This is a genomic window from Pseudomonas sp. GW821-FHT04D07 (genome assembly GCF_059420225.1).
Window position 1 is genome coordinate 16,232 of sequence record NZ_JBWKTH010000039.1, and the last position, 20,323, is coordinate 36,554.

General features: G+C 60.8%; 20 protein-coding genes. 6 read left to right on the forward strand and 14 right to left on the reverse strand.

Annotated elements, in window-relative coordinates; translation table 11 throughout:
- Positions 1–91 precede the first annotated feature (91 nt).
- From AC07T0_RS28985 to AC07T0_RS29020, 8 genes are all read right to left on the reverse strand, one after another.
- Entirely contained in the window at positions 92–826 is a 735-nt protein-coding gene (locus tag AC07T0_RS28985; RefSeq protein WP_495004396.1) for an amino acid ABC transporter ATP-binding protein, read from the reverse strand.
- Positions 823–1,494, reverse strand: a complete 672-nt coding sequence (locus AC07T0_RS28990; protein ID WP_495004397.1) for an amino acid ABC transporter permease — start codon at positions 1,492–1,494, stop codon at positions 823–825. Before AC07T0_RS28990 ends, AC07T0_RS28985 begins: the two co-directional genes overlap by 4 nt.
- On the reverse strand, positions 1,494–2,240 hold the full coding sequence (locus AC07T0_RS28995) for an amino acid ABC transporter permease (protein WP_495004398.1): 747 nt from the start codon (positions 2,238–2,240) through the stop codon (positions 1,494–1,496). Before AC07T0_RS28995 ends, AC07T0_RS28990 begins: the two co-directional genes overlap by 1 nt.
- Before the next feature lie 169 nt (positions 2,241–2,409).
- Positions 2,410–3,324, reverse strand: coding sequence for a glutamate/aspartate ABC transporter substrate-binding protein (locus AC07T0_RS29000; protein ID WP_495004399.1), 915 nt, complete (start codon positions 3,322–3,324; stop codon positions 2,410–2,412).
- A 436-nt stretch (positions 3,325–3,760) separates the two neighbouring features.
- Positions 3,761–5,299, reverse strand: coding sequence for a glycerol-3-phosphate dehydrogenase (gene glpD / locus AC07T0_RS29005; RefSeq protein ID WP_495004400.1), 1,539 nt, complete (start codon positions 5,297–5,299; stop codon positions 3,761–3,763).
- Positions 5,300–5,607: 308 nt separating this feature from the next.
- Positions 5,608–6,363: a DeoR/GlpR family transcriptional regulator gene (locus tag AC07T0_RS29010; protein ID WP_218225512.1), complete on the reverse strand. Its 756-nt coding sequence runs from the start codon at positions 6,361–6,363 to the stop codon at positions 5,608–5,610.
- Between the two features lie 265 nt (positions 6,364–6,628).
- A complete protein-coding gene (gene glpK / locus AC07T0_RS29015; RefSeq protein ID WP_495004401.1) occupies positions 6,629–8,134 on the reverse strand; it encodes a glycerol kinase GlpK in 1,506 nt (501 codons plus the stop codon).
- 91 nt (positions 8,135–8,225) lie between these two features.
- Positions 8,226–9,077, reverse strand: a complete 852-nt coding sequence (locus AC07T0_RS29020; protein ID WP_495004402.1) for an MIP/aquaporin family protein — start codon at positions 9,075–9,077, stop codon at positions 8,226–8,228.
- 372 nt (positions 9,078–9,449) lie between these two features.
- Here AC07T0_RS29020 and ybaK point away from each other — a divergent pair, with 372 nt between their 5' ends.
- Positions 9,450–9,920, forward strand: coding sequence for a Cys-tRNA(Pro) deacylase (gene ybaK / locus AC07T0_RS29025; RefSeq protein ID WP_495004403.1), 471 nt, complete (start codon positions 9,450–9,452; stop codon positions 9,918–9,920).
- A gap of 13 nt (positions 9,921–9,933) precedes the next feature.
- Here the strand turns inward: ybaK and AC07T0_RS29030 are convergent, their stop codons facing one another.
- Both AC07T0_RS29030 and argF read right to left on the reverse strand, forming a co-directional pair.
- Positions 9,934–10,983, reverse strand: a complete 1,050-nt coding sequence (locus AC07T0_RS29030) for an ABC transporter ATP-binding protein (RefSeq protein ID WP_495004404.1) — start codon at positions 10,981–10,983, stop codon at positions 9,934–9,936.
- Positions 10,980–11,900: an ornithine carbamoyltransferase gene (gene argF / locus AC07T0_RS29035; RefSeq protein ID WP_495004405.1), complete on the reverse strand. Its 921-nt coding sequence runs from the start codon at positions 11,898–11,900 to the stop codon at positions 10,980–10,982. Before argF ends, AC07T0_RS29030 begins: the two co-directional genes overlap by 4 nt.
- Before the next feature lie 417 nt (positions 11,901–12,317).
- On the opposite strand from argF, the gene plzR reads away from it, so the two are divergent.
- From plzR to grxD, 3 genes are all read left to right on the forward strand, one after another.
- A complete protein-coding gene (gene plzR / locus AC07T0_RS29040) occupies positions 12,318–12,608 on the forward strand; it encodes a PlzR type 4 pili assembly inhibitor (RefSeq protein ID WP_495004406.1) in 291 nt (96 codons plus the stop codon).
- Positions 12,609–12,743: 135 nt separating this feature from the next.
- Entirely contained in the window at positions 12,744–14,849 is a 2,106-nt protein-coding gene (locus AC07T0_RS29045) for a molybdopterin oxidoreductase family protein (RefSeq protein ID WP_495004407.1), read from the forward strand.
- Between the two features lie 212 nt (positions 14,850–15,061).
- Positions 15,062–15,403 carry a Grx4 family monothiol glutaredoxin gene (gene grxD / locus AC07T0_RS29050; protein ID WP_495004408.1) on the forward strand — a complete coding sequence of 114 codons (342 nt, stop codon included), beginning with the start codon at positions 15,062–15,064 and terminating at the stop codon, positions 15,401–15,403.
- 163 nt (positions 15,404–15,566) lie between these two features.
- On the opposite strand, the gene bfr is transcribed toward grxD, so the two are convergent.
- Together bfr and AC07T0_RS29060 are read right to left on the reverse strand one after the other, a co-directional pair.
- Positions 15,567–16,037 carry a bacterioferritin gene (gene bfr, locus AC07T0_RS29055; protein ID WP_495004409.1) on the reverse strand — a complete coding sequence of 157 codons (471 nt, stop codon included), beginning with the start codon at positions 16,035–16,037 and terminating at the stop codon, positions 15,567–15,569.
- A gap of 200 nt (positions 16,038–16,237) precedes the next feature.
- On the reverse strand, positions 16,238–16,456 hold the full coding sequence (locus AC07T0_RS29060; protein ID WP_495004410.1) for a bacterioferritin-associated ferredoxin: 219 nt from the start codon (positions 16,454–16,456) through the stop codon (positions 16,238–16,240).
- Between the two features lie 285 nt (positions 16,457–16,741).
- Between AC07T0_RS29060 and AC07T0_RS29065 the strand changes: the two genes are divergently transcribed.
- Positions 16,742–17,344 (forward strand): peroxiredoxin, encoded by a 603-nt coding sequence (locus AC07T0_RS29065; protein ID WP_495004411.1) that lies wholly within the window; start codon positions 16,742–16,744, stop codon positions 17,342–17,344.
- 75 nt (positions 17,345–17,419) lie between these two features.
- On the opposite strand, the gene rnt is transcribed toward AC07T0_RS29065, so the two are convergent.
- Together rnt and pyrC are read right to left on the reverse strand one after the other, a co-directional pair.
- Complete coding sequence (rnt, locus tag AC07T0_RS29070; protein ID WP_495004412.1) at positions 17,420–18,097, reverse strand: ribonuclease T; 678 nt, start codon at positions 18,095–18,097, stop codon at positions 17,420–17,422.
- The gene (pyrC, locus tag AC07T0_RS29075; RefSeq protein WP_495004413.1) at positions 18,094–19,140 is read right to left on the reverse strand and encodes a dihydroorotase; all 1,047 of its coding nucleotides are present in this window, start codon (positions 19,138–19,140) and stop codon (positions 18,094–18,096) included. Before pyrC ends, rnt begins: the two co-directional genes overlap by 4 nt.
- A 158-nt stretch (positions 19,141–19,298) precedes the next feature.
- Here pyrC and AC07T0_RS29080 point away from each other — a divergent pair, with 158 nt between their 5' ends.
- Positions 19,299–20,231 carry a flagellar protein MotY gene (locus tag AC07T0_RS29080; RefSeq protein WP_495004414.1) on the forward strand — a complete coding sequence of 311 codons (933 nt, stop codon included), beginning with the start codon at positions 19,299–19,301 and terminating at the stop codon, positions 20,229–20,231.
- Positions 20,232–20,323: the final 92 nt, after the last annotated feature.

Consider the following 20,323-nt stretch of genomic DNA (forward strand, 5'->3'; position numbering starts at 1 on the left):
TGGAGCAGGCGCCATGGGGCATCAGGTACCCCGTGTTATCGTTGACGTCCATCGCGAGCAAGCTCGACTCCTACAGGGGGAGCCTGGGGTTTTAGTGTTGCAGGATCTTCTCGAGGAAATGCTGCGCACGGTCCGAACGGGCACTGATGTCGCCGAAGAACTCATCCTTGTTGCAGTCTTCGATGATCTTGCCCTGGTCCATGAAGATCACGCGGCTGGCGACCTTGCGCGCAAAACCCATTTCGTGGGTCACGCACATCATGGTCATGCCTTCCTGGGCCAGTTGCACCATCACGTCGAGCACTTCGTTGACCATTTCCGGGTCGAGCGCCGAGGTCGGTTCGTCGAACAGCATCACCACCGGGTCCATCGCCAGGGCGCGGGCAATCGCCACACGCTGTTGCTGGCCGCCGGAGAGTTGCCCCGGGTGCTTGTGAGCGTGGGCCGAGAGCCCGACGCGATCAAGCAGTTGCAGGCCTTTCTTGGTCGCTTCTTCCTTGCTGCGGCCGAGGACCTTGATCTGCGCGATGGTCAGGTTTTCGGTAATGGTCAGGTGCGGGAACAACTCGAAATGCTGGAACACCATGCCGACCCGCGAACGCAGTTTCGGCAGGTTGGTCTTCGGGTCGGCGATGGAGGTGCCATCGACCACGATGTCGCCTTTCTGGAAGGGTTCCAGGGCGTTCACGCATTTGATCAGGGTGGACTTGCCCGAGCCCGAAGGACCGCAGACCACCACTACTTCGCCCTTGCTGACCTCGGTGCTGCAATCGGTCAGCACCTGGAAGTCGCCATACCACTTGTTGATGTTCTTGATAGAGATCATACGGCAAACCTTTTTTGCAGACGCTTGACCAGCAGCGAGGCGGCAAAGCTGATTGTGAAGTAGACGAGACCGGCGAAGATCAGGAATTCGTTGGAGCGGCCGATGATGTCGCCGCTGGAGCGCGAGGCGTTGAGGAAGTCCACCAGGCCCACGGTGTAGACCAGCGAAGTGTCCTGGAACAGGATGATGCTCTGCTGCAACAGCAGCGGGGTCATCTTGCGGAATGCCTGGGGCAGGATGATCAGGCGCATGGTCTGGCCATAGCTCATGCCCAGGGCCTGGGCGGCGCCCATCTGGCCCTTGGCGATCGACTGCACGCCGGCACGGACGATTTCGCAGAAGTACGCCGCTTCGAACATCATGAATGCCACGATGCAGGAAGTGAACGCACCGATCGGCGTGTCAACGCCTGTGATCCAGCGCAGGACGAACGGCACCGCCAGGTAGAACCAGGTGATCACCAGCAGCAGCGGGATCGAGCGGAAGTAGTTGACGTAGGCGCCGGCGATATTGGCCAGCAGCTTGTTCGAAGACAAGCGCATCAACGCCAGCAGCGTACCGATGACCAGGCCGCCGACGACGCCCAGCACCATCAGCTGCAGGGTCATCAACATGCCGTTCCAGAGGCCCGGAATGGCCGGGACGATACCACTGAAATCGAAGTCCATTATTTACCCCCCACGGAGATCAGGCCGGGCACCGCGACTTTTTTCTCCACCTGGCGCATCAGCAGCATCAGGCTCATGTTCAGGGTGAAGTAGATCAGCGTCGCCAGGGTGAAGGCTTCGAACAGGTTGGCGGAGAACTCGGCGGTCTGCTTGGTCTGCGCGAGCAGTTCCATCAGGCCGATCAGCGAGGCCACGGAGGAGTTCTTGAAGACGTTGAGGAATTCCGAGGTGAGCGGCGGAATGATGATCCGGTAGGCTTGCGGCAGCAGCACGTTCCAGTAGATCTGCGGCAGTTTGAAACCCATGGCGCGGGCCGCCGATTCCTGGCCGCGGGGCAGCGCCTGAATCCCGGTGCGCACTTGCTCGCAGACCCGGGCGGCGGTGAACAGGCCCAGGCAGACCACGACGCTCAGATAGGCCGAGGTGGTTGGATGCAGGTCCTGCTTGTACCAGTCCTGCAGGTGTTGCGGCAGCAGGTCGGGTACCAGGAAGTACCAGATGAACAGCTGCACCAGCAGTGGCACGTTGCGGAAGATTTCCACGTAGACCGTGGCAATACCTGCCACTACGCGGTTCGGTACGGTGCGCATCACGCCCAGCAGCGAGCCGAGGATCAGTGCAACGATCCAGGCCACCACGGCGATGGCGATGGTCCAGCCCAAGCCGGAGATGAACCAGTCGAGATAGGTCTCGCTGCCCACGCCGGTGGACTTGAAGAACACGCCCCAGTCCCAGTTGTAATTCATTCGGGTCTCCCCTCGGATCAATCAGTGGTCACGCACGTGCTTCCCGGGACTCCGCCCTGCCTGACGTGCTCCGTCAGGCACACGCGCACCGCTCGCGGTCCGAGTGTCTTTCCCATCTCAATAGAGGAAGCCAGTACAGCAGGTGTCAAGCAACTCCCGGGGGGCTGAATCAGATCTTTTTGTCCGGTGCTGGCTTGTCGTTCGGATTGGCCAGCAGCGCCTTGAGCTCGTCGCTCATCGGGAAGTTCAGGTTCAGGCCCTTTGGCGGGATCGGCTGAGTGAACCACTTGGCGTAGATCTTGTTGATCTCGCCGGATTTGTAGATCCCGACAATGGCGTCATCCACGGCTTTCTTGAACGCCGGGTCGTCCTTGCGGACCATGCAGCCATAGATTTCGTAGGATTGCGCGGTACCGGTCACGGCCCAGTCATCGGGCTTCTTGGCCTTGGCCATTTCCCCGGCGAGCAGTGCGTCGTCCATCATGAAGGCCACGGCGCGGCCGCTTTCGAGCATGTTGAAGGCTTCGCCATGGTCTTTGGCGGAGATGACGTTCATGCCCATCTGCTTGTCGGCGTTCATCGCCTTGATGATGCGCTCGGAGGTGGTGCCGGCGGTGGTCACGACGTTCTTGCCCTTGAGGTCGGCGAAGTCCTTGTAGGTGGAGTCCTTCTTCGTCAGCAGACGGGTGCCGATTTCGAAGATACCGACCGAGAAGTCGACTTGCTGGCCGCGTTCGGCGTTGTTGGTGGTGGAACCACACTCGACGTCGACGGTGCCGTTCTGCACCAGCGGGATACGGGTCTGGGAAGTGACCAGGTTGTACTTGACCTTGAGTTCCGGCAGGCCGAGGTCTTTCTTGATGCCGTCGACGATAGCCAACTGGATGTCGTGGGAGTAGCCCACTGGCTTGCCGGATGCATCCGCGATGTAGGAGAACGGAATAGAGCTGTCGCGATGCCCGAGGGTGATGGTGCCGGATTCTTTGATCTTCTTCAGGGTGCCGGTCAGTTCAGCGGCGAAAACTGGAGTACTGATCAGAGCAACAGCGATAGCTGCGCCCAGAAGCTGGGGAACGATGCGCATCAGATGATTTCCTCGAGATTGTTTTTCTTATGGAGCCGGTCAGCCGACTCTCGGGTACTTCGAATCGCTCATATGACCCAAGGGATGGCCTGAGTATTCGGTACAGAGTGTAGAGCACGACTCATGCCAGGCTCGGAGGGGTGGATTTAGCCTTTGATTTTAAAGGGGTTTTTGTTTATTTCGAGAGATTTCTGAGCGTCTGGCGTCCGGTTTGCCGAATAGTGGGCGAAGGCTTGTTCGGAAAACCGAATGGGAAGGGGATGTAGGAGGAGGAGTGATTTTCGAGGTTTATGGTGATCTTGGATGTGTCGCAAAAAATGTGGGAGCCAGCTTGCTGGCGATGAGGCCCTTGGGCCATGCAGCGTCCTTGCGGACGCCATCGCCGGCAAGCCGGCTCCTACAAAGGGAAACGTTCTGTCTTGAGAGGGGCCTGAAATCAGGCCGCTTCGATCTTGCCGCGATGCTGCTCGACCTTGTCCAGGTAGTGCTGCAACTGTTGCTGCTCGGCCGCCGTGGTGAACAGGCCCAGCTTGCTGCGTCGCCACAGGATATCCACCGCCGCGCAAGCCCACTCCTCGCGGCACAGATAATCTACTTCGCGGGTGTAGAGGCCGCCACCGAGGTGTTCGCCCAGGTCGCTGAGGTTCTGCACGCCCTCCAGCAGGCGCCAGGTGCGGCTGCCGTAGGTGCTCGCCCAGCGCCGGGCAATCTCGTTCGGAATCCAGTCGAAGCGGGTGCGGATCTCGTGACTCAGGGCCTGGCGCGTGGTCATGTCTTCGCCACCGGGCAAGGTCGAACTGGCGGTCCAGCTTGGCTTCATGTTCTTGAAGAACGGTGCCAGTTGAGCCAGCGCCGACTCGGCGAGCTTGCGGTAGGTGGTCAACTTGCCGCCGAACACCGACAGCAGCGGGGCTTCATCGTTGCCGCCGGACAGCGCCAGGGTGTAATCGCGAGTGACCGCCGAAGGGTTGTCGGACTCGTCGTTGCACAGTGGCCGAACGCCGGAATAGCTGTGCACGATATCGCCGCGGGCCAGTTGCTTCTTGAAGTGCGCGTTGACCACCTTGAGCAGGTAGTCGGTTTCGGCTTCGGTGATGCTGACCTTGGCCGGGTCGCCCTGGTATTCGCGGTCGGTGGTGCCAATCAGGGTGAAACGGTCCAGGTACGGAATGGTGAAGACAATGCGCTGGTCCTCGTTCTGCAGGATGTGCGCGTGCTCGCCTTCGTACAGCCGGGGCACGATCAGGTGGCTGCCCTGGATCAGACGGATGCCGTAGGGCGATTCCAGCTTCAGATCGTCCTTGATGAACTTGGCGACCCAAGGGCCGGCCGCGTTGACCAGGGCCTTGGCCTGGATCGAGAAGCGCGCGCCGTTGCCGCGCTCCATTTCCAGCTGCCACAGGCCTTTGCCGCGGCGGGCGCTGACGCAGCGGGTACGGGTGTGCACATGGGCACCGTTTTCCCGCGCCGCCATGGCATTGAGCACCACCAGGCGCGCGTCGTCGACCCAGCAATCGGAGTATTCGAAACCCCTGGTGATTTCGGCCTTGAGCGCGCTGTCGGTGCCGAACTTCAGGCTTTTCGAAGCGGCGAGCTTCTCGCGCTTGCCCAGGTGGTCATAGAGGAACAGGCCGGCGCGAATCATCCAGGCCGGACGCAGGTGCGGGCGGTGCGGCAGGACGAAGCGCATCGGCTTGACGATATGCGGGGCCTTGGCGAGCAGGACTTCACGCTCGGCCAGGGCTTCGCGCACCAGACGGAATTCGTAGTGTTCCAGGTAGCGCAAGCCACCGTGGATCAACTTGCTGCTGGCCGAGGAGGTGTGGCTGGCCAGGTCGTCCTTTTCGCAAAGGAACACCGAGAGACCGCGACCGGCTGCGTCCGCGGCAATCCCGACACCATTGATACCACCGCCAATCACGGCGATGTCATAGATCTCGGCAAGGGGTGGGGCAGGCAAGGTGCTGGGGTTCATCGGTGAGCCTCGCAGGGTCTTCTCTATATTTGAATTCGAACATTAATGTTCACTTTCGAAAATAGTAACGGATAAACGCGCCCACGACCAGTCAACCCTGATTGAAAAAATCGATCAAGACCGGGGAAAAGGAAAATTATCGAACATTGTAGGGCGAGAGCCGCGAGGTGTTCGCTATTACTCATGTAGGAGCAGCCGGTCGACGCTCGATTGCTCGCGATGGACGTAAAGACACCGCGGCTATCCAGATACCCCGCGTTAGCGTTGGCGTCCATCGCGAGCAAGCTCGCTCCTACAAGGGGGATGGGCTAGACCACTTCCAGGCGGATCTTGTGCTGGTGAAGCAACTGGGCCAACGCCGGCACGGGCGCCTGGTCGGTCACCAGGCTGTCGATCAGGGTGATCGGCCCCAGGCGCACCATGGCATTGCGCCCGAACTTGCTGGAGTCCGCGGCCAGGATGACCTGGCGGGCATTGGCGATGATCGCCTGGGAAACCCGCACCTCCTGGTAGTCGAAATCCAGCAGGCTGCCGTCTTCATCTATACCGCTGATGCCCACCAGGGCGAAGTCGACCTTGAACTGGTTGATGAAGTCGACGCTGGCCTGGCCCACCACGCCGCCGTCGCGGCGTACGTTGCCGCCGGCCAGTTGCACTTCGAAGTCATCCTTGGCGCTGAGGATCGAGGCGACATGCAGGTTGTTGGTGATGATCTTCAGGTGGTTGTGATTGAGCAGCGCCCGGGCGATGGACTCGGTGGTGGTGCCGATATTGATGAACAGCGAGGCGTGATCGGGGATATGGGCGGCAATAGCCTCGGCGATGCGCTGCTTTTCATCGCGCATCTGGTCAGCGCGCATGGCGTAGGCGGTGTTTTCCACGCTGGAATCATAGGCCGCGCCACCGTGGTAGCGACGCAGCAGATTGGAGTCCGCCAACTGGTTGATATCGCGGCGGATGGTTTGCGGGGTGACAACAAAAAGCTGGGCCATTTCCTCGATGCTGACATAACCGCGTTCGCGGACCAGTTCGAGGATTTGCTGCTGGCGGGGAGGCAGATTCATTGGGCGTCCTTTGGGCTGCCGTACAAATTCCTCCATCATGCCGCAGGAAGGACCTGTCTGCCACTTGTGGGGCCAATCAATCGTGGATGTGCGGCGGTTGCGTCGTAAACCGGGCGGGTGCCTGTCGGTTAGGCAGGGGCGTGAGGTGTAGGGGCTGACGCAAGACCTGTGGGGGCCGGCTTGCTGGCGATGGCGTCCGGATGGACGCTGCAAGGCTCAAGGGCCTCATCGCCAGCAAGCTGGCTCCTACAAGGGGCGGCTCGGCTTAGTTGCTGCCTTCGTGCGGTTCCCAATCGCGGGTGCGGCTGACGGCTTTCTGCCAGCCGGCATAGAGTTTTTCCTTCTCGGCCTCAGGACGTTGCGGCGCGAACTCGCGCTCGATCACCGCCTTGCCGCGCAGCTCTTCCAGGCTGCCCCAGAAACCGCATGCCAGGCCGGCCAGGTAGGCCGCGCCGAGTGCCGTGGTTTCGCGCATTTGCGGACGCTCGACCTGGGTCCCGAGAATGTCGGCCTGGAACTGCATCAGGAAGTTGTTGGCTACCGCGCCACCGTCCACGCGCAGGGCCTTGAGGCGTTCGCCCGAGTCCTGTTGCATGGCGTCCAGTACATCGCGGGTCTGGTAGGCGATCGACTCCAGCGCGGCACGAATGATGTGATCCACCTTCACCCCGCGTGTCAGGCCGAACAAGGCGCCACGGGCATAGGGGTCCCAGTACGGCGCGCCGAGACCGGTGAAGGCCGGTACCAGGTACACGCCGTTGCTGTCCTTGACCTTGCTGGCGAAGTATTCAGTGTCGAAGGCGTCGTTGATGATCTTCAGTTCGTCACGCAGCCACTGGATGGTCGAGCCACCGTTGAATACCGCGCCTTCGAGGGCATAAGCGACTTCGCCGCGTGGCCCGCAAGCGATGGTGGTGAGCATGCCGTGCTTGGAGCGGACGGCCTTGGTACCGGTGTTCATCAGCAGGAAGCAGCCGGTGCCGTAGGTGTTTTTCGCCTGGCCTGGCTCCACGCACATCTGGCCGAACAGGGCGGCCTGCTGGTCGCCGGCGATACCGCCGATGGCGATGCCGCTCTTGGTGTGGCCGTAGATTTCCGAAGACGACTTCACTTCCGGGAGCATTTCCCGGGGAATATCGAGGATCTCGAGCATCTTAGAGTCCCACTCCAGGGAGTGGATGTTGAAGAGCAGGGTGCGCGAGGCGTTGGTGTAGTCGGTGACGTGGGTCTTGCCGCCGGTGAATTTCCAGATCAGCCAGCTGTCGATGGTGCCGAACAGCAGTTCGCCGTTACGCGCGCGTTCGCGGCTGCCTTCGACGTTGTCGAGGATCCACTTCAGCTTGGTGCCGGAGAAGTACGGGTCGGTGACCAGGCCGGTGGTTTCGCGGATGTACTCTTCGTGACCGTCGCGCTTGAGTTGCTGGCAGATCTCGGTGCTGCGGCGGCACTGCCAGACGATGGCGTTGTAGATCGGACGGCCGCTGACCTTGTCCCAGACCACGGTGGTTTCACGCTGGTTGGTGATGCCGATGGCGGCGACCTGGTCGTGGTGCAGGCCGGCTTGCGCCAGGGCTTCGACCATCACCGCGCTCTGGGTGGCGAAGATTTCCATCGGGTCGTGTTCGACCCAGCCGGCTTGTGGATAGTGTTGCTGGAATTCGCGCTGGGCGGTGCCGACCACATTGGCGTTGCGATCGAAGATGATCGCCCGGGAGCTGGTCGTACCCTGATCGAGGGCAATGATGTAGTTCTTATTCTGAATGTCGGTCATTTTCAATTGCCTTGCTGAAATAGAGAAAAGTGCCGGGATGAGCACCCTCAGGGAGAAGGACGCTCACAAGGGGTGGCGCATTGCAGGTGTGTCAGGAAGCCTGGACCTTTTTGGCAGCGGTCGCGGGTTGTTCCTGTGTCGCAGGTTCGGCGCTGGGCAGGTGACGGGCAATCATCCCGCGATACAGCACGGCGCCGAGGCAGGCACCGACAATCGGTGCAAAGATCGGAATCAGGAAATACGGAATGTCGCGCCCGCCGGTGAAGGCGATCTCACCCCAGCCAAAGAGGAAGGTCATCAGCTTGGGGCCGAAATCCCGGGCAGGGTTCATCGCAAAGCCGGTCAACGGACCCATCGCGCTGCCGATCACGGCGATCAGCAGGCCGATCAGCAGGGGGGCCAACGGGCCGTTGGGCAGACCGTTGTTGTCGTCGGTCAGGGACATGATCACGCCCATCAGGATCGCAGTGATCACCACTTCCACCAGGAACGCCTGGGCAGTGCTCAGGGCCGGGTTGGGGTAGGTGGAAAACACCGACGCCAGTTCCAGGCTGGCCTGGGAACCGCGGATCATATGATGGGTTTGTTCGAAATCGAAGAACAGGTTGCTGTAGAGCGTGTAAACCAACGCGGCGGCGCAGAAGGCCCCGGCGACCTGGGCGAGGATGTAGAACGGCAGTTTGCGTTTTTCGAAATCGGCGAACAGGCACAGCGCAATGCTGACGGCGGGGTTCAGGTGAGCGCCGGAAACGCCGGCGGTCAGGTAGATCGCCATGCTCACGCCCATGCCCCAGATGATGCTGATTTCCCACAGGCCAAAGCTGGCGCCCGCGACCTTGAGCGCGGCAACACAACCGGTGCCGAAGAAGATCAACAGCGCGGTGCCGAGGAATTCGGCGATGCATTGGCCCGAGAGCGACGGTTGTTTCAAAGCGGTACTCATTGGACACCTCGATTTTTGTTGTTGTTAGACGCCCACCCGGATGATGGACGTGGACTTTCACCGATGCTCAGGAATCCCCTGCTCTGATTTCGGCTTACCGCTCGTTACGACTGAGTGTAGGACTGTAATCTTCAGTTTCGAAAAAATATAGACAAGAAACGCTGATGTCAAAGGTCGAAAGTGAACGATAGTCTACTTTTTGAGCATTGGCTGCGTGAATGAGGATGATTTGTATGTAGGACTGAGGTGTTTTTTATGTGTTGATTGGCTAGGGTAATGCTAGGAAAAGCTTGGGGCTTGGCCTGTCATAGAGCCTTTTCGTCGCGAATAGCCTAAAATCCACGCCTGTCTTTCGAGCTGCCTGGACCTGCCATGACCCCCGCATTGGACCTGCTGAAAAAAGTTCGTGCCGAACATCGCGTGCACAGTTATGAACACGATCCGAAAGCGCCGTCTTATGGTCTGGAGGCCGCGGAAAAATTGGGATTGGCCCCGGAGCAGGTGTTCAAGACGCTGCTCGCCAGCACCGAAAAGGCCGAATTGCTGGTGGCGGTGGTGCCGGTCGTCGGAAGTCTGGACCTGAAGGCGCTGGCCCAGGCGGCGGGGGTCAAGAAGGTCGAGATGGCGGATCCGGCGGCGGCCCAGCGGGCCACCGGTTATCTGCTCGGCGGTATCAGCCCGCTTGGACAGAAGAAGCGCTTGCGAACCTTTATCGATCGGAGTGCGCAGCCCTTCGCGAGTATTTTCGTCAGCGCCGGCCGTCGAGGTCTGGAGGTGGAGTTGGCGCCCGCGGTGTTGGCCGAGCATACCCAGGCGAAGTTCGCCGATATCGGCCGCGCCTGATCCCGTTTACGCTCTACGCGGCAGGCTGGAACAGCACCAGGTGCTCGGCGGCCACGCGAATACCCACCGGCGTGCCTGGCAGGTAATCGACGTGGCTGGGGAAAATCGATTCCAGCTGGCTGCCCGTCGGCAGTTGCAGGCGATACAGGGTCGAGGCACCAAGGAAGGTCTTGCCGATGACTGTCGCCTGCAGCGCGCTGTCCGGGGCATGGACAATGTCATCTGGTCGTAGCAACACATCCACCGCGCCGCCCAGCGGCCAACCGTAGGCCCGATTGCCGCGCAGCACGCCCAGTTCGGTGTGCACCGACTCGGGGCTGCTCAGTTGCCCTCGAATGAAGTAGCCCTGGCCGACAAAGCTCGCCACGAAAGCCGTCTGCGGTTCGTGATAGAGGTTGTAGGGCGTATCCCATTGCTCCAGGCGACCCTCCTTGAATACACCGACCTGGTCGCTGACGGCGAAGGCTTCTTCCTGATCATGGGTCACCAGGATCGCGCTGGTGCCGCGTTGCTTGAGGATGTCGCGGACTTCCTGGCTGAGCTTGCGCCGCAGCTCGACGTCGAGGTTGGAAAACGGCTCGTCGAGCAACAGCAATTGCGGCTCGGGGGCCAGGGCGCGGGCCAGGGCCACCCGTTGTTGTTGCCCGCCGGACAGTTCGTGGGGATAACGTTTGCCCAGCCCCTTGAGGTTGACCAACTCGAGCATTTCTTCGGTGATCCGCGCCTTGCGCGGGTGCTGGCGAATACCGAAGGCGATGTTGTCGGCGACGCTCAGGTGTGGAAACAGCGCGTAGTCCTGGAACACCATGCCTATCCGACGTTTCTCCGGCGCCAGGGTGAACCCGGCGCGGGAGATGACTTCGCCGGCCAGCTGGATTTCGCCCTCGTGCACTGGCTCGAAACCGGCAATGGCTCGCAGGGTGGTGGTCTTGCCGCACCCGGACGCACCGAGCAGGCAGCCGATGTCCCCGGCATTGAGGTGCAGGTTGAGGTTCTGCACGACCCGTTGCGCCTGGTAGCCGCAAGCCAGGTTATGCAGATTCAACAGCAGCGGATGACTCATGCAGGGCGGTACGCCGGCGCGACCAGGAATTCGAGCAGAGCCTTTTGTGCATGCAGGCGGTTTTCGGCCTGGTCCCAGGCGACCGAACGCGGGTCGTCGAGCAGGTCGAGGCTGATTTCCTCGCCGCGGTGGGCCGGCAGGCAGTGCAGGAACAGCACGTCGGGCGCGGCCAGATCGAGCAGTTCGCGGGTGACTTGCAGTGGGGCGAACAGGGCCAGGCGCTTGGCGGTTTCTTCTTCCTGGCCCATGGAGGTCCAGACATCGGTGCTCACCAGGTGCGCACCGCGTACCGCTTCACGCGGATCGCGGACCAGTCGTACCCGTTCGCCGGCCTGGGCCAGCAGCGCCGGGTTGGGGTCATAGCCTTCGGGGCAACTGACGCGCAACTGGAAGTCGAACTGGATGGCCGCCTCGATATAGCTGTTGCACATGTTGTTGCCGTCGCCGATCCAGGTCACGGTCTTGCCCTGGATCGAGCCACGATGTTCGAGGAACGTCTGCATGTCCGCGAGCAACTGGCAGGGATGCAGGTCATCGGACAGGCCATTGATCACTGGTACCCGGGAGTTGGCGGCGAACTCGGTCAGGGTGCTGTGCTTGAACGTGCGGAGCATGACCACATCGAGCATGCGCGACAGGACGATGGCGCTGTCGCCGATAGGCTCGCCACGGCCCAACTGGGTGTCGCGCGGCGAGAGGAAAATCGCCTGGCCGCCCAGCTGGATCATGCCGGCTTCGAAAGAGACACGGGTGCGCGTCGAGGACTTCTCGAAAATCATCCCGAGAATCCGACCCTTGAGTGGCTCGAAGAGTACGCCGCGGTCACGCAGGTCCTTCAGCTCGATGCCTCGACGAATCACGCTGACCAGCTCTTCGGGCGTGCAATCCATCAGGGAGAGAAAGTGCCTTGCGCTCATCATTAACTACCTTTTTGCAACAGACCGCAGATACTCAAAGCCGGGTTTTACGGAAAAACGGGCGAGACCTGCGGCGTAAGCCGCACGGGGCGACGAAATAGGGGAAGACGCGATCGTATAAGAAAATGTCGCGTGTTACCAATAGGAGGCTTAGATTCAGGGCGTTTCGGGGGTTGGCCGCCTCAATGGCCATGATTTTTTCAAGCCGATGCACGCCTGTCTCCTGGCGACAGCAGGCCTTTGTACACTGTGCCGCAAAGCCTTGGCAATCGAGGGCGACGGGCGCAGGCGGGCTCTGGTCGCTTTCTGACTGGCAGGGCAGGGCAATGGCCTGCAAGATGGAGGCGACGGAAACATTTCCTAAACTAATCTGCTAGGTTGTAAAATGTGTCACCGCGGACACAGGGAGGCTTTGGAATGGACTCGAAAGAGCAACAATTAATGGAATTGCTGAAGCTGACAGCGCAGGCGCTAACCCATATGACCGCTTCCGTGACCTCGATGTCGTTCGAGTTGTTGCGTAGCGAGGATGAAGTCACTCGGGCGGCCGGCCGCCGGATGATCGATCGGATGGCGACCATCAGTTCCGGTCTTGACGAGCATTGGCGCCTGATCGGCGAACTGACCGGGGTCCATATGGGCCAGGAGCAGATCGAAACCATTCAGGAAATCCAGTTGCAACCCGCCCCCAGGCTGCCCCTGGCCTGATTTCCGGGCCGCCATCGGCTGGCCTGATGTCCCTCGATTCACAAGATGAACGTCGCTGGCATGCTGCTCGGCGTGGGGCCATAGTTTTGTTCTCGCAACCGATCCGGGTTGCCTTGAACAAAACAGAGACTGGCCATGACCAAGACTCTCCATCACCGTGCCTGCCATTTGTGTGAGGCCATCTGCGGCCTGACCATCGAAACCACCACCACCGAAGCATCGGTGCAGATCACCTCGATCAAGGGCGATCCGCTGGATACCTTCAGTCGCGGGCATATCTGTCCCAAGGCGGTGGCGCTGCAGGATATCCAGAACGATCCGGATCGTCTGCGCCAGCCGATGCGTCGAGTGGGCAGCGAATGGTTGCCGATCGAGTGGGAGGAGGCCTTTGCCCTGGTGGCCGAACGGCTATCGGCGATCCAGGCCCGGCATGGCCAGAATGCCGTGGCGATCTATCAGGGCAACCCCAGCGTGCACAACTATGGGTTGATGACCCACAGCAATTATTTCCTCGGCTTGCTGAAAACCCGCAACCGGTTTTCCGCGACCTCCGTCGACCAGTTGCCCCATCACCTGAGCAGTCACCTGATGTACGGCCATGGGCTGTTGCTGCCGATTCCGGATATCGACCACACCGACTTCATGCTGATCCTGGGGGGCAATCCGTTGGCCTCCAACGGCAGCATCATGACCGTGCCGGATGTGGAGAAGCGCCTGAAGGCGATCCAGGCCCGGGGCGGCAAAGTGGTGGTGGTCGACCCGCGACGCAGCGAGACGGCGGCCATTGCCGACCAGCACTTGTTCGTGCGCCCGGGCGGTGATGCGGCCTTGTTGTTCGGCCTGCTCAACACCCTGTTCGCCGAAGGGCTGACACGTGCCAGTCATCTGCCGGTGGACGGCCTCGATGAGGTGCGCCAGGCCGTGGCCGGCTTCAGCGCCGAATCCATGAGCCCGCTGTGTGCGGTGCCAGCAGCGCAGATTCGCCAGTTGGCCCGGGACTTCGCCGCGGCGGACAAGGCGGTCTGCTATGGCCGGATGGGCGTCTCGACCCAATCGTTCGGTACCTTGTGCCATTGGCTGGTGCAGTTGCTCAACCTGGTGACCGGCAATCTCGATCGGGTCGGCGGGGCCTTGTGCACGGAGCCGGCGGTGGATCTGGTGGCCTCGACCTCCGGCGGCCATTTCAACCGCTGGCAGAGCCGGGTGTCCGGGTTGCCGGAGTATGGCGGTGAACTGCCGGTGTCGGCCCTGGCCGAGGAAATACTCAGCGAAGGCGAAGGGCAGGTGCGGGCCCTGGTGACGATCGCCGGCAACCCGGTGTTGTCGACGCCCAATGGCCGGCAATTGGAGCAGGCGCTGGACGGTCTGGAGTTCATGGTCAGTATCGACCTGTACATCAACGAGACCACCCGTTATGCCGACCTGATCCTGCCGTCGACCTCGGCCCTGGAAAACGATCACTACGACACCACGTTCAATATGTTCGCGGTGCGCAACGTCAGCCGTTTCAACAAGGCGATCCTGGCCAAGCCCGAGGGGGCGTTACACGACTGGGAGATTTTTGTCGGCCTGGCCAAGGCTTTTTCCAGCCTGACCGGCCAGGTGCTCAAGCCGACCATGGCCCCGGCGCAGATGATCGACATGGGCTTGCGGATGGGGCTGTATGGCGATGCATCGCCGCGCCAGCTGTCGCTCAAGACCCTGGAGGACTTTCCCCATGGCGTCGATCTCGGCGCGCTCAAGCCGAACCTGGCGCCACGCCTCAAGACGCCCGGGCAACGGGTCCAGGCGGCGCCGGCGGTGATTCTGGCCGACCTTGCCCGTTTCGCCGCGCAGCAGGCACCGCAAGCCGGGGAGTTGCTGATGATCGGTCGCCGGCATGTGCGTAGCAATAATTCGTGGATGCACAATTATCATCGCCTGGTGAAGGGCAAGCCGCGTCATCAGTTGCTGATGCATCCTGATGACCTGGCCAGCCGCAGCCTCGAGGATGGGCAGCGGGTGCAGGTCAGTTCACGGGTCGGCATGATCGAGGTGGAGGTGCTCGCCAGCCTGGAGATGATGCCCGGCGTGGTCAGCCTGCCCCATGGTTGGGGGCATGCGCGGCCCGGGGTGAAGATGGCGATTGCCAGTGGCCAGCCGGGCTCCAGCGCCAACGACCTGACCGATGAACGTCAATTGGACGTGCTGTCGGGCAATGCGGCGTTGAACGGCGTGCCGGTCACGGTGGCGGCCGCCTGATACCTGCTGATGTGGGAGCCGGCTTGCCGGCGATAGCGGTCGCAAGGGCGCTACAAGGTTCAAGGGCCTCATCGCCGGCGAGCCGGCTCCCACAAGATCTGTTGTGTCAGTGGTGGCCATGATGTCGGGGAGACCGAGCACCACGCTCGGCTTTCCGTTACAATGCCTCACCGTGCCGACAACAGAGTCGGAAAGTTCAGAAGAGGTGCCTTGTGGATATCATCGAAACGATTAAAGAGCAGATTGCCAACAACACCGTTCTGCTTTACATGAAAGGCTCGCCGAATGCGCCACAGTGCGGCTTTTCCGCCAAGGCCGCGCAGGCCGTGATGGGCTGCGGCGAGAAGTTCGCTTACGTGGACATCCTGCAGAACCCGGAAATCCGTGCCAACCTGCCGAAATACGCCAACTGGCCGACGTTCCCACAACTGTGGGTCGGTGGTGAACTGGTCGGCGGCAGCGACATCATGGCGGAAATGTTCGCCAACGGTGAGTTGCAGACCCTGGTCAAGGATGCAGCGACCAAAGCGGCAGCGGCCAAGACCGAAGCCTGAGTCGATTGCACGCGATCCTGTAGGAGCCAGCTTGCTGGCGATGAGGCCCGTAAGCCTTGTATCGATCTTGCGGACGTCATCGCCAGCAAGCTGGCTCCTACAGGGGGTCGTAAAAAAGCCCCACACTCTGAACAAGAATGCGGGGCTTTTTAATGGGCGCTGTTTATTCGCCCATTTGCGACTGCAGGTAATTCTCGAGACCCACTTTGTCGATCAGACCCAGTTGGGTTTCCAGCCAGTCGATATGTTCTTCCTCGGACTCGAGGATCTCTTCCAGTAGTTCGCGGCTGCCGAAGTCACCCGTGGCTTCACAGTGGGCAATGGCCACTTTCAGATCGGCATGGCCGATGCGTTCGATACGCAGGTCACACTCGAGCATTTCCTTGGTGTGTTCGCCGATGTGCAGCTTGCCGAGGTCCTGCACGTTCGGCAGGCCCTCGAGGAACAGGATGCGCTTGATCAGCTTGTCCGCGTGCTTCATCTCGTCGATGGACTCGTGGTACTCGTGCTTGCCCAGCTTGTTCAGGCCCCAGTCTTCATACATGCGGGCATGCAGGAAGTATTGGTTGATCGCAACCAGCTCATTGGCAAGGATCTTGTTGAGATGCTGGATGACCGTGATATCGCCTTTCATGGTGGGGTCCTGTCCTGTAATAACTGACTATAAGGCAGAGTTTGATCTCGACAACTTCGAGTGTCAAACCTAAGTTATTGAATCCTATATAAAAATTAATCGGAATAAGAATGTTTGTGTTCCGCGTCTTAGTCCTAAGCAATTGAATTACAGGCATAAAAAAACCGGACACGAGGTCCGGTTCTTTGAAAATTTGCGATTTACGCGACAGAAAATTCTACCGGGTAAGGGATCGCCGCCTGTTGGCTTTGCAGCTCGGTCAGGGTCTCGCGGACCACTTGCTTGGCCAGGCATGCACATTTGCCGCATTGGCTGGCCACACCGGTGACTTGCCGCACGTCGCGATAGCTGCAGCAACCCTCGTAGATCGCTTCGCGGATTTGTCCATCGGTGACGCCAGTGCAGAGGCAGACATACATAAAGTGAGAACCATCGCTGATTAAGGCTCGATTGCGTTGGATCTTAATGTTAACGAGAATGATTGTCAAAGTGCTTTCGGTAAAGCTTTTGCCAGCGGGTTGCTTACCTGACGAATGGTGTCACCCCGCGACGGGCGAGTTTGTAAAAAGCGTTGGAGGCAGTCGAAAAACGCGGTGTATGATGGTCGGTCCTTAGGAAGGTAGGTCGCGTCACAGTCCTGTCGTCTGTTCATGGCAGGCTGGGCTGGACCTTGTTCTTCACCGCATCACACCAGGAGATATTCAATGAGCGTACTCGTAGGCAAACAAGCCCCCGACTTCACCGTCCCTGCCGTACTGGGCAATGGCGAAATCGTTGACAGCTTCACCCTGTCCTCGGCCATCAAAGGCAAATACGGCCTGGTGTTCTTCTACCCGCTGGACTTCACCTTCGTCTGCCCGTCCGAGCTGATCGCCCTGGACCACCGCATGGACGATTTCAAGGCGCGCAACGTTGAAGTCGTGGCCGTCTCCATCGACTCGCACTTCACCCACAACGCCTGGCGCAACACCGCCATCAATGATGGCGGCATCGGCAAAGTCAAATACACCATGGCTGCCGACATGAAGCACGACATCGCCAAGGCCTACGACGTTGAGTCCGAAGGCGGCGTGGCGTTCCGTGGCGCGTTCCTGATCGACGACAAGGGCGTTGTCCGCTCGCAGATCATCAACGACCTGCCGTTGGGTCGTAACATGGAAGAGCTGATTCGTCTGGTCGACGCCCTGCAATTCCACGAAGAGCACGGCGAAGTCTGCCCGGCCAACTGGAAAAAAGGCGACAAGGGCATGGACGCTTCGCCAGCAGGCGTTGCCAAGTACCTGACCGAAAATGCTGCCCAGCTGTAATTAAGCGTCATCCATAAAAAAACCGGTCGTCATGACCGGTTTTTTTATGCACGGGGATTTTTCCGTCGACTGAAATCAGTCGTTGTAGTCTTCCCAGCCGCCCATTTGCTTCCAGCGGTTGACGATGCCGCAGAACAGCTCGGCGGTCTTCTCGGTGTCGTAGCGGGCCGAGTGGGCCTCGCGTCCGTCAAAGTCGATATCGGCCGCCTGGCAGGCCTTGGCCAATACGGTCTGACCGTAGGCGAGGCCGGCGAGAGTGGCGGTGTCGAAGCTGGAGAACGGGTGAAACGGGTTGCGTTTCATGTCCAGCCGCGCCACGGCGGCGTTGAGGAAGCCCAGGTCGAAGCTGCTGTTGTGACCGACCAGGATCGCGCGTTTGCAACCGTTGGCCTTCAGGGCCTTGCGCACACCACGGAAAATGTCGGTCAGCGCGGCTTCTTCGCTGACGGCCATGCGCAGTGGGTGATCGAGCTTGATCCCGGTGAACTCCAGGGCTGCGGCTTCGATATTGGCGCCTTCGAACGGCTCGACGCGGAAGAAGTAGGTGTGCTCCGGGAACACAAAGCCTTTTTCGTCCATGCCGATGGTGGTCGCGGCGATTTCCAGCAGGGCGTCGGTGGCGGCGTTGAAACCTCCGGTCTCGACATCGACGACAACCGGCAGGTAGCCACGAAAGCGTGCGGCCATCGGGTGCCGGGAACCGGTACCGCCGCCATTGCCTTCTTGTTCGTCGTCGAAATGCTCTTCACTCACAGCGTTTTCTCCAGCAGGCGCCAGCGCAGTTTTTCACCGGCGCGCAGCGGAATGACTGACAGCTCGCCGAATGGCAGGCTGGTCGGGGCGGTCCATTCTTCACGGACCAGGGTGATCTGTTCGGTGTTCGCCGGCAGGCCGTAGAACCGCGGGCCATGCAGGCTGGCGAAACCTTCGAGCTTGTCCAGCGCGTTGCGCTGTTCGAAGGCTTCGGCATACAACTCGATCGCGGCATAGGCGGTGTAGCAGCCGGCGCAGCCGCAAGCGGCTTCCTTGGCATGCTGGGCGTGGGGCGCCGAGTCGGTGCCGAGGAAAAACTTCGGATTGCCGCTGGTCGCCGCCGTCAGCAGGGCTTCCTGGTGCGTGCCGCGCTTGAGGATCGGCAGGCAGTAGAAGTGCGGGCGGATCCCGCCCACCAGCATGTGGTTGCGGTTATACAGCAGGTGATGGGCGGTGATGGTCGCGCCGACGTTGGCCGAGGCCTCGCTGACAAACTGCACCGCATCCGTCGTGGTGATGTGTTCGAACACCACCTTCAGGCTCGGGAAACGCTCGACGACACGGCGCATATGCTCGTCGATGAAAAGTTTCTCGCGGTCGAACACATCGACCTCGCCACGGGTGACTTCACCATGGATCAGCAATGGCATGCCGACTTCGGCCATGGTTTCCAGGGCCGGGAAAATCTTGTCGATGCTGGTGACGCCGGAGTCCGAGTTGGTGGTCGCGCCGGCCGGGTAGAGCTTGGCGGCGTGGACAAAACCGCTGGCCTTGGCGGCGCGGATTTCCTCGGGCTGGGTCCGGTCGGTGAGGTAGAGCACCATCAACGGTTCGAAGCGGCTGCCGGCCGGACGCGCAGCGAGAATGCGCTGGCGATAGGCGTCGGCTTCCTCGGCGTTGCGCACCGGTGGCACCAGGTTGGGCATGATGATGGCGCGGCCGAAGGTGCGCGCAACATCCGCGACAGTGTGAGGTAACGCAGCACCATCGCGAAGATGAATATGCCAGTCGTCGGGACGCAGCAGGGTCAGGCGGTCGGACATTGGGGATTCCAGGCGGGTCGAACTGAAGGGAATGCTACCGGAAAAGACAGCCTCAGGCACTCGCTATCAAGTTTTGCCACGGCCAACCGATACCACAGGGGTAGGGCGTGGAATCGGCATGCCTGTCTTGACGATGTAGACATTCAGTGGAGCCTCCCGTGCGCCAGCGTTATTTAGCCTTGCTCAGTATGTTCGCCAGCCTGCCCGCCATGGCCATGACTTTCCAGACCCGTCTGGAGAGCATCGAGTGGAAGGTGGAAGGGGACAAGTTCGAGTGTCGGCTGAGCCAGCCGATCACCGACTTCGGGGCCGGTGAGTTCGTGCGCCGGGCCGGCGAGCAGGTGACCTTTCGCCTGAAAGCCTACAACCACGTGCTCGGTGGCGGTTCAGCGACCTTGCTGGCGGCGGCGGCGCCGTGGCAGCCGGGGCGTGGTGATATCAACCTGGGCTCGGTGCAGATCGGCAGTGGCGATGTGCTGTTCAACAGCTCCCAGGGCCAGGCCGGACGCCTGGTCAGTGGCCTGATGGAAGGCCGCAGCCCGCTGGTCCGGCATTATTCACGCGACGGCGGTATTTCCGAAATACGCCTGCTGCCGGTGAAGTTCAGCAAGGCCTACAGCGACTACCAGGCGTGCACCGCGAAACTGCTGCCGAAGAATTTCGAGCAAGTGAAACAGGCGCAGATCGGCTTTCCCGGCACCGGTGTCGACCTCGATGCCCAGGCCAAGGCCGAGTTGCAGGTGATGCTCGAGTTCATGAAGGCCGATCCGACCGTCAACCATATCGAACTCGATGGGCATTCCGACAATGCCGGCAATCGCCTGGCCAACCGCGACCTGTCGCGGCGCCGGGCGCTGGCGGTGATGGATTTCTTCAAGGCCAACGGCATCCCCGAATCGGCCATCGTCATGCGTTTCCACGGTGAGCGTTATCCGCTGGTGCCGAACAACAGTGCGGCCAACCGGGCGAAGAATCGCCGGGTCAATATCCATCTGGAGCGTGTCCCGGTCGCCGAGGCGTCCGCGCCGGCTCCCGCGGCTCCTGCTCCCGCGCCCACGGCCAGCGCGGGGAATGCCGCGAAGACCTCCTGAAGCGGCTGTTTTCGTCGCCGCGTCGACATTATCTGTCGCTTTGCCGTCCTAAGCTGTCGCGCCTCTGTAAATTCACCGGTTTGAGCGGTAGA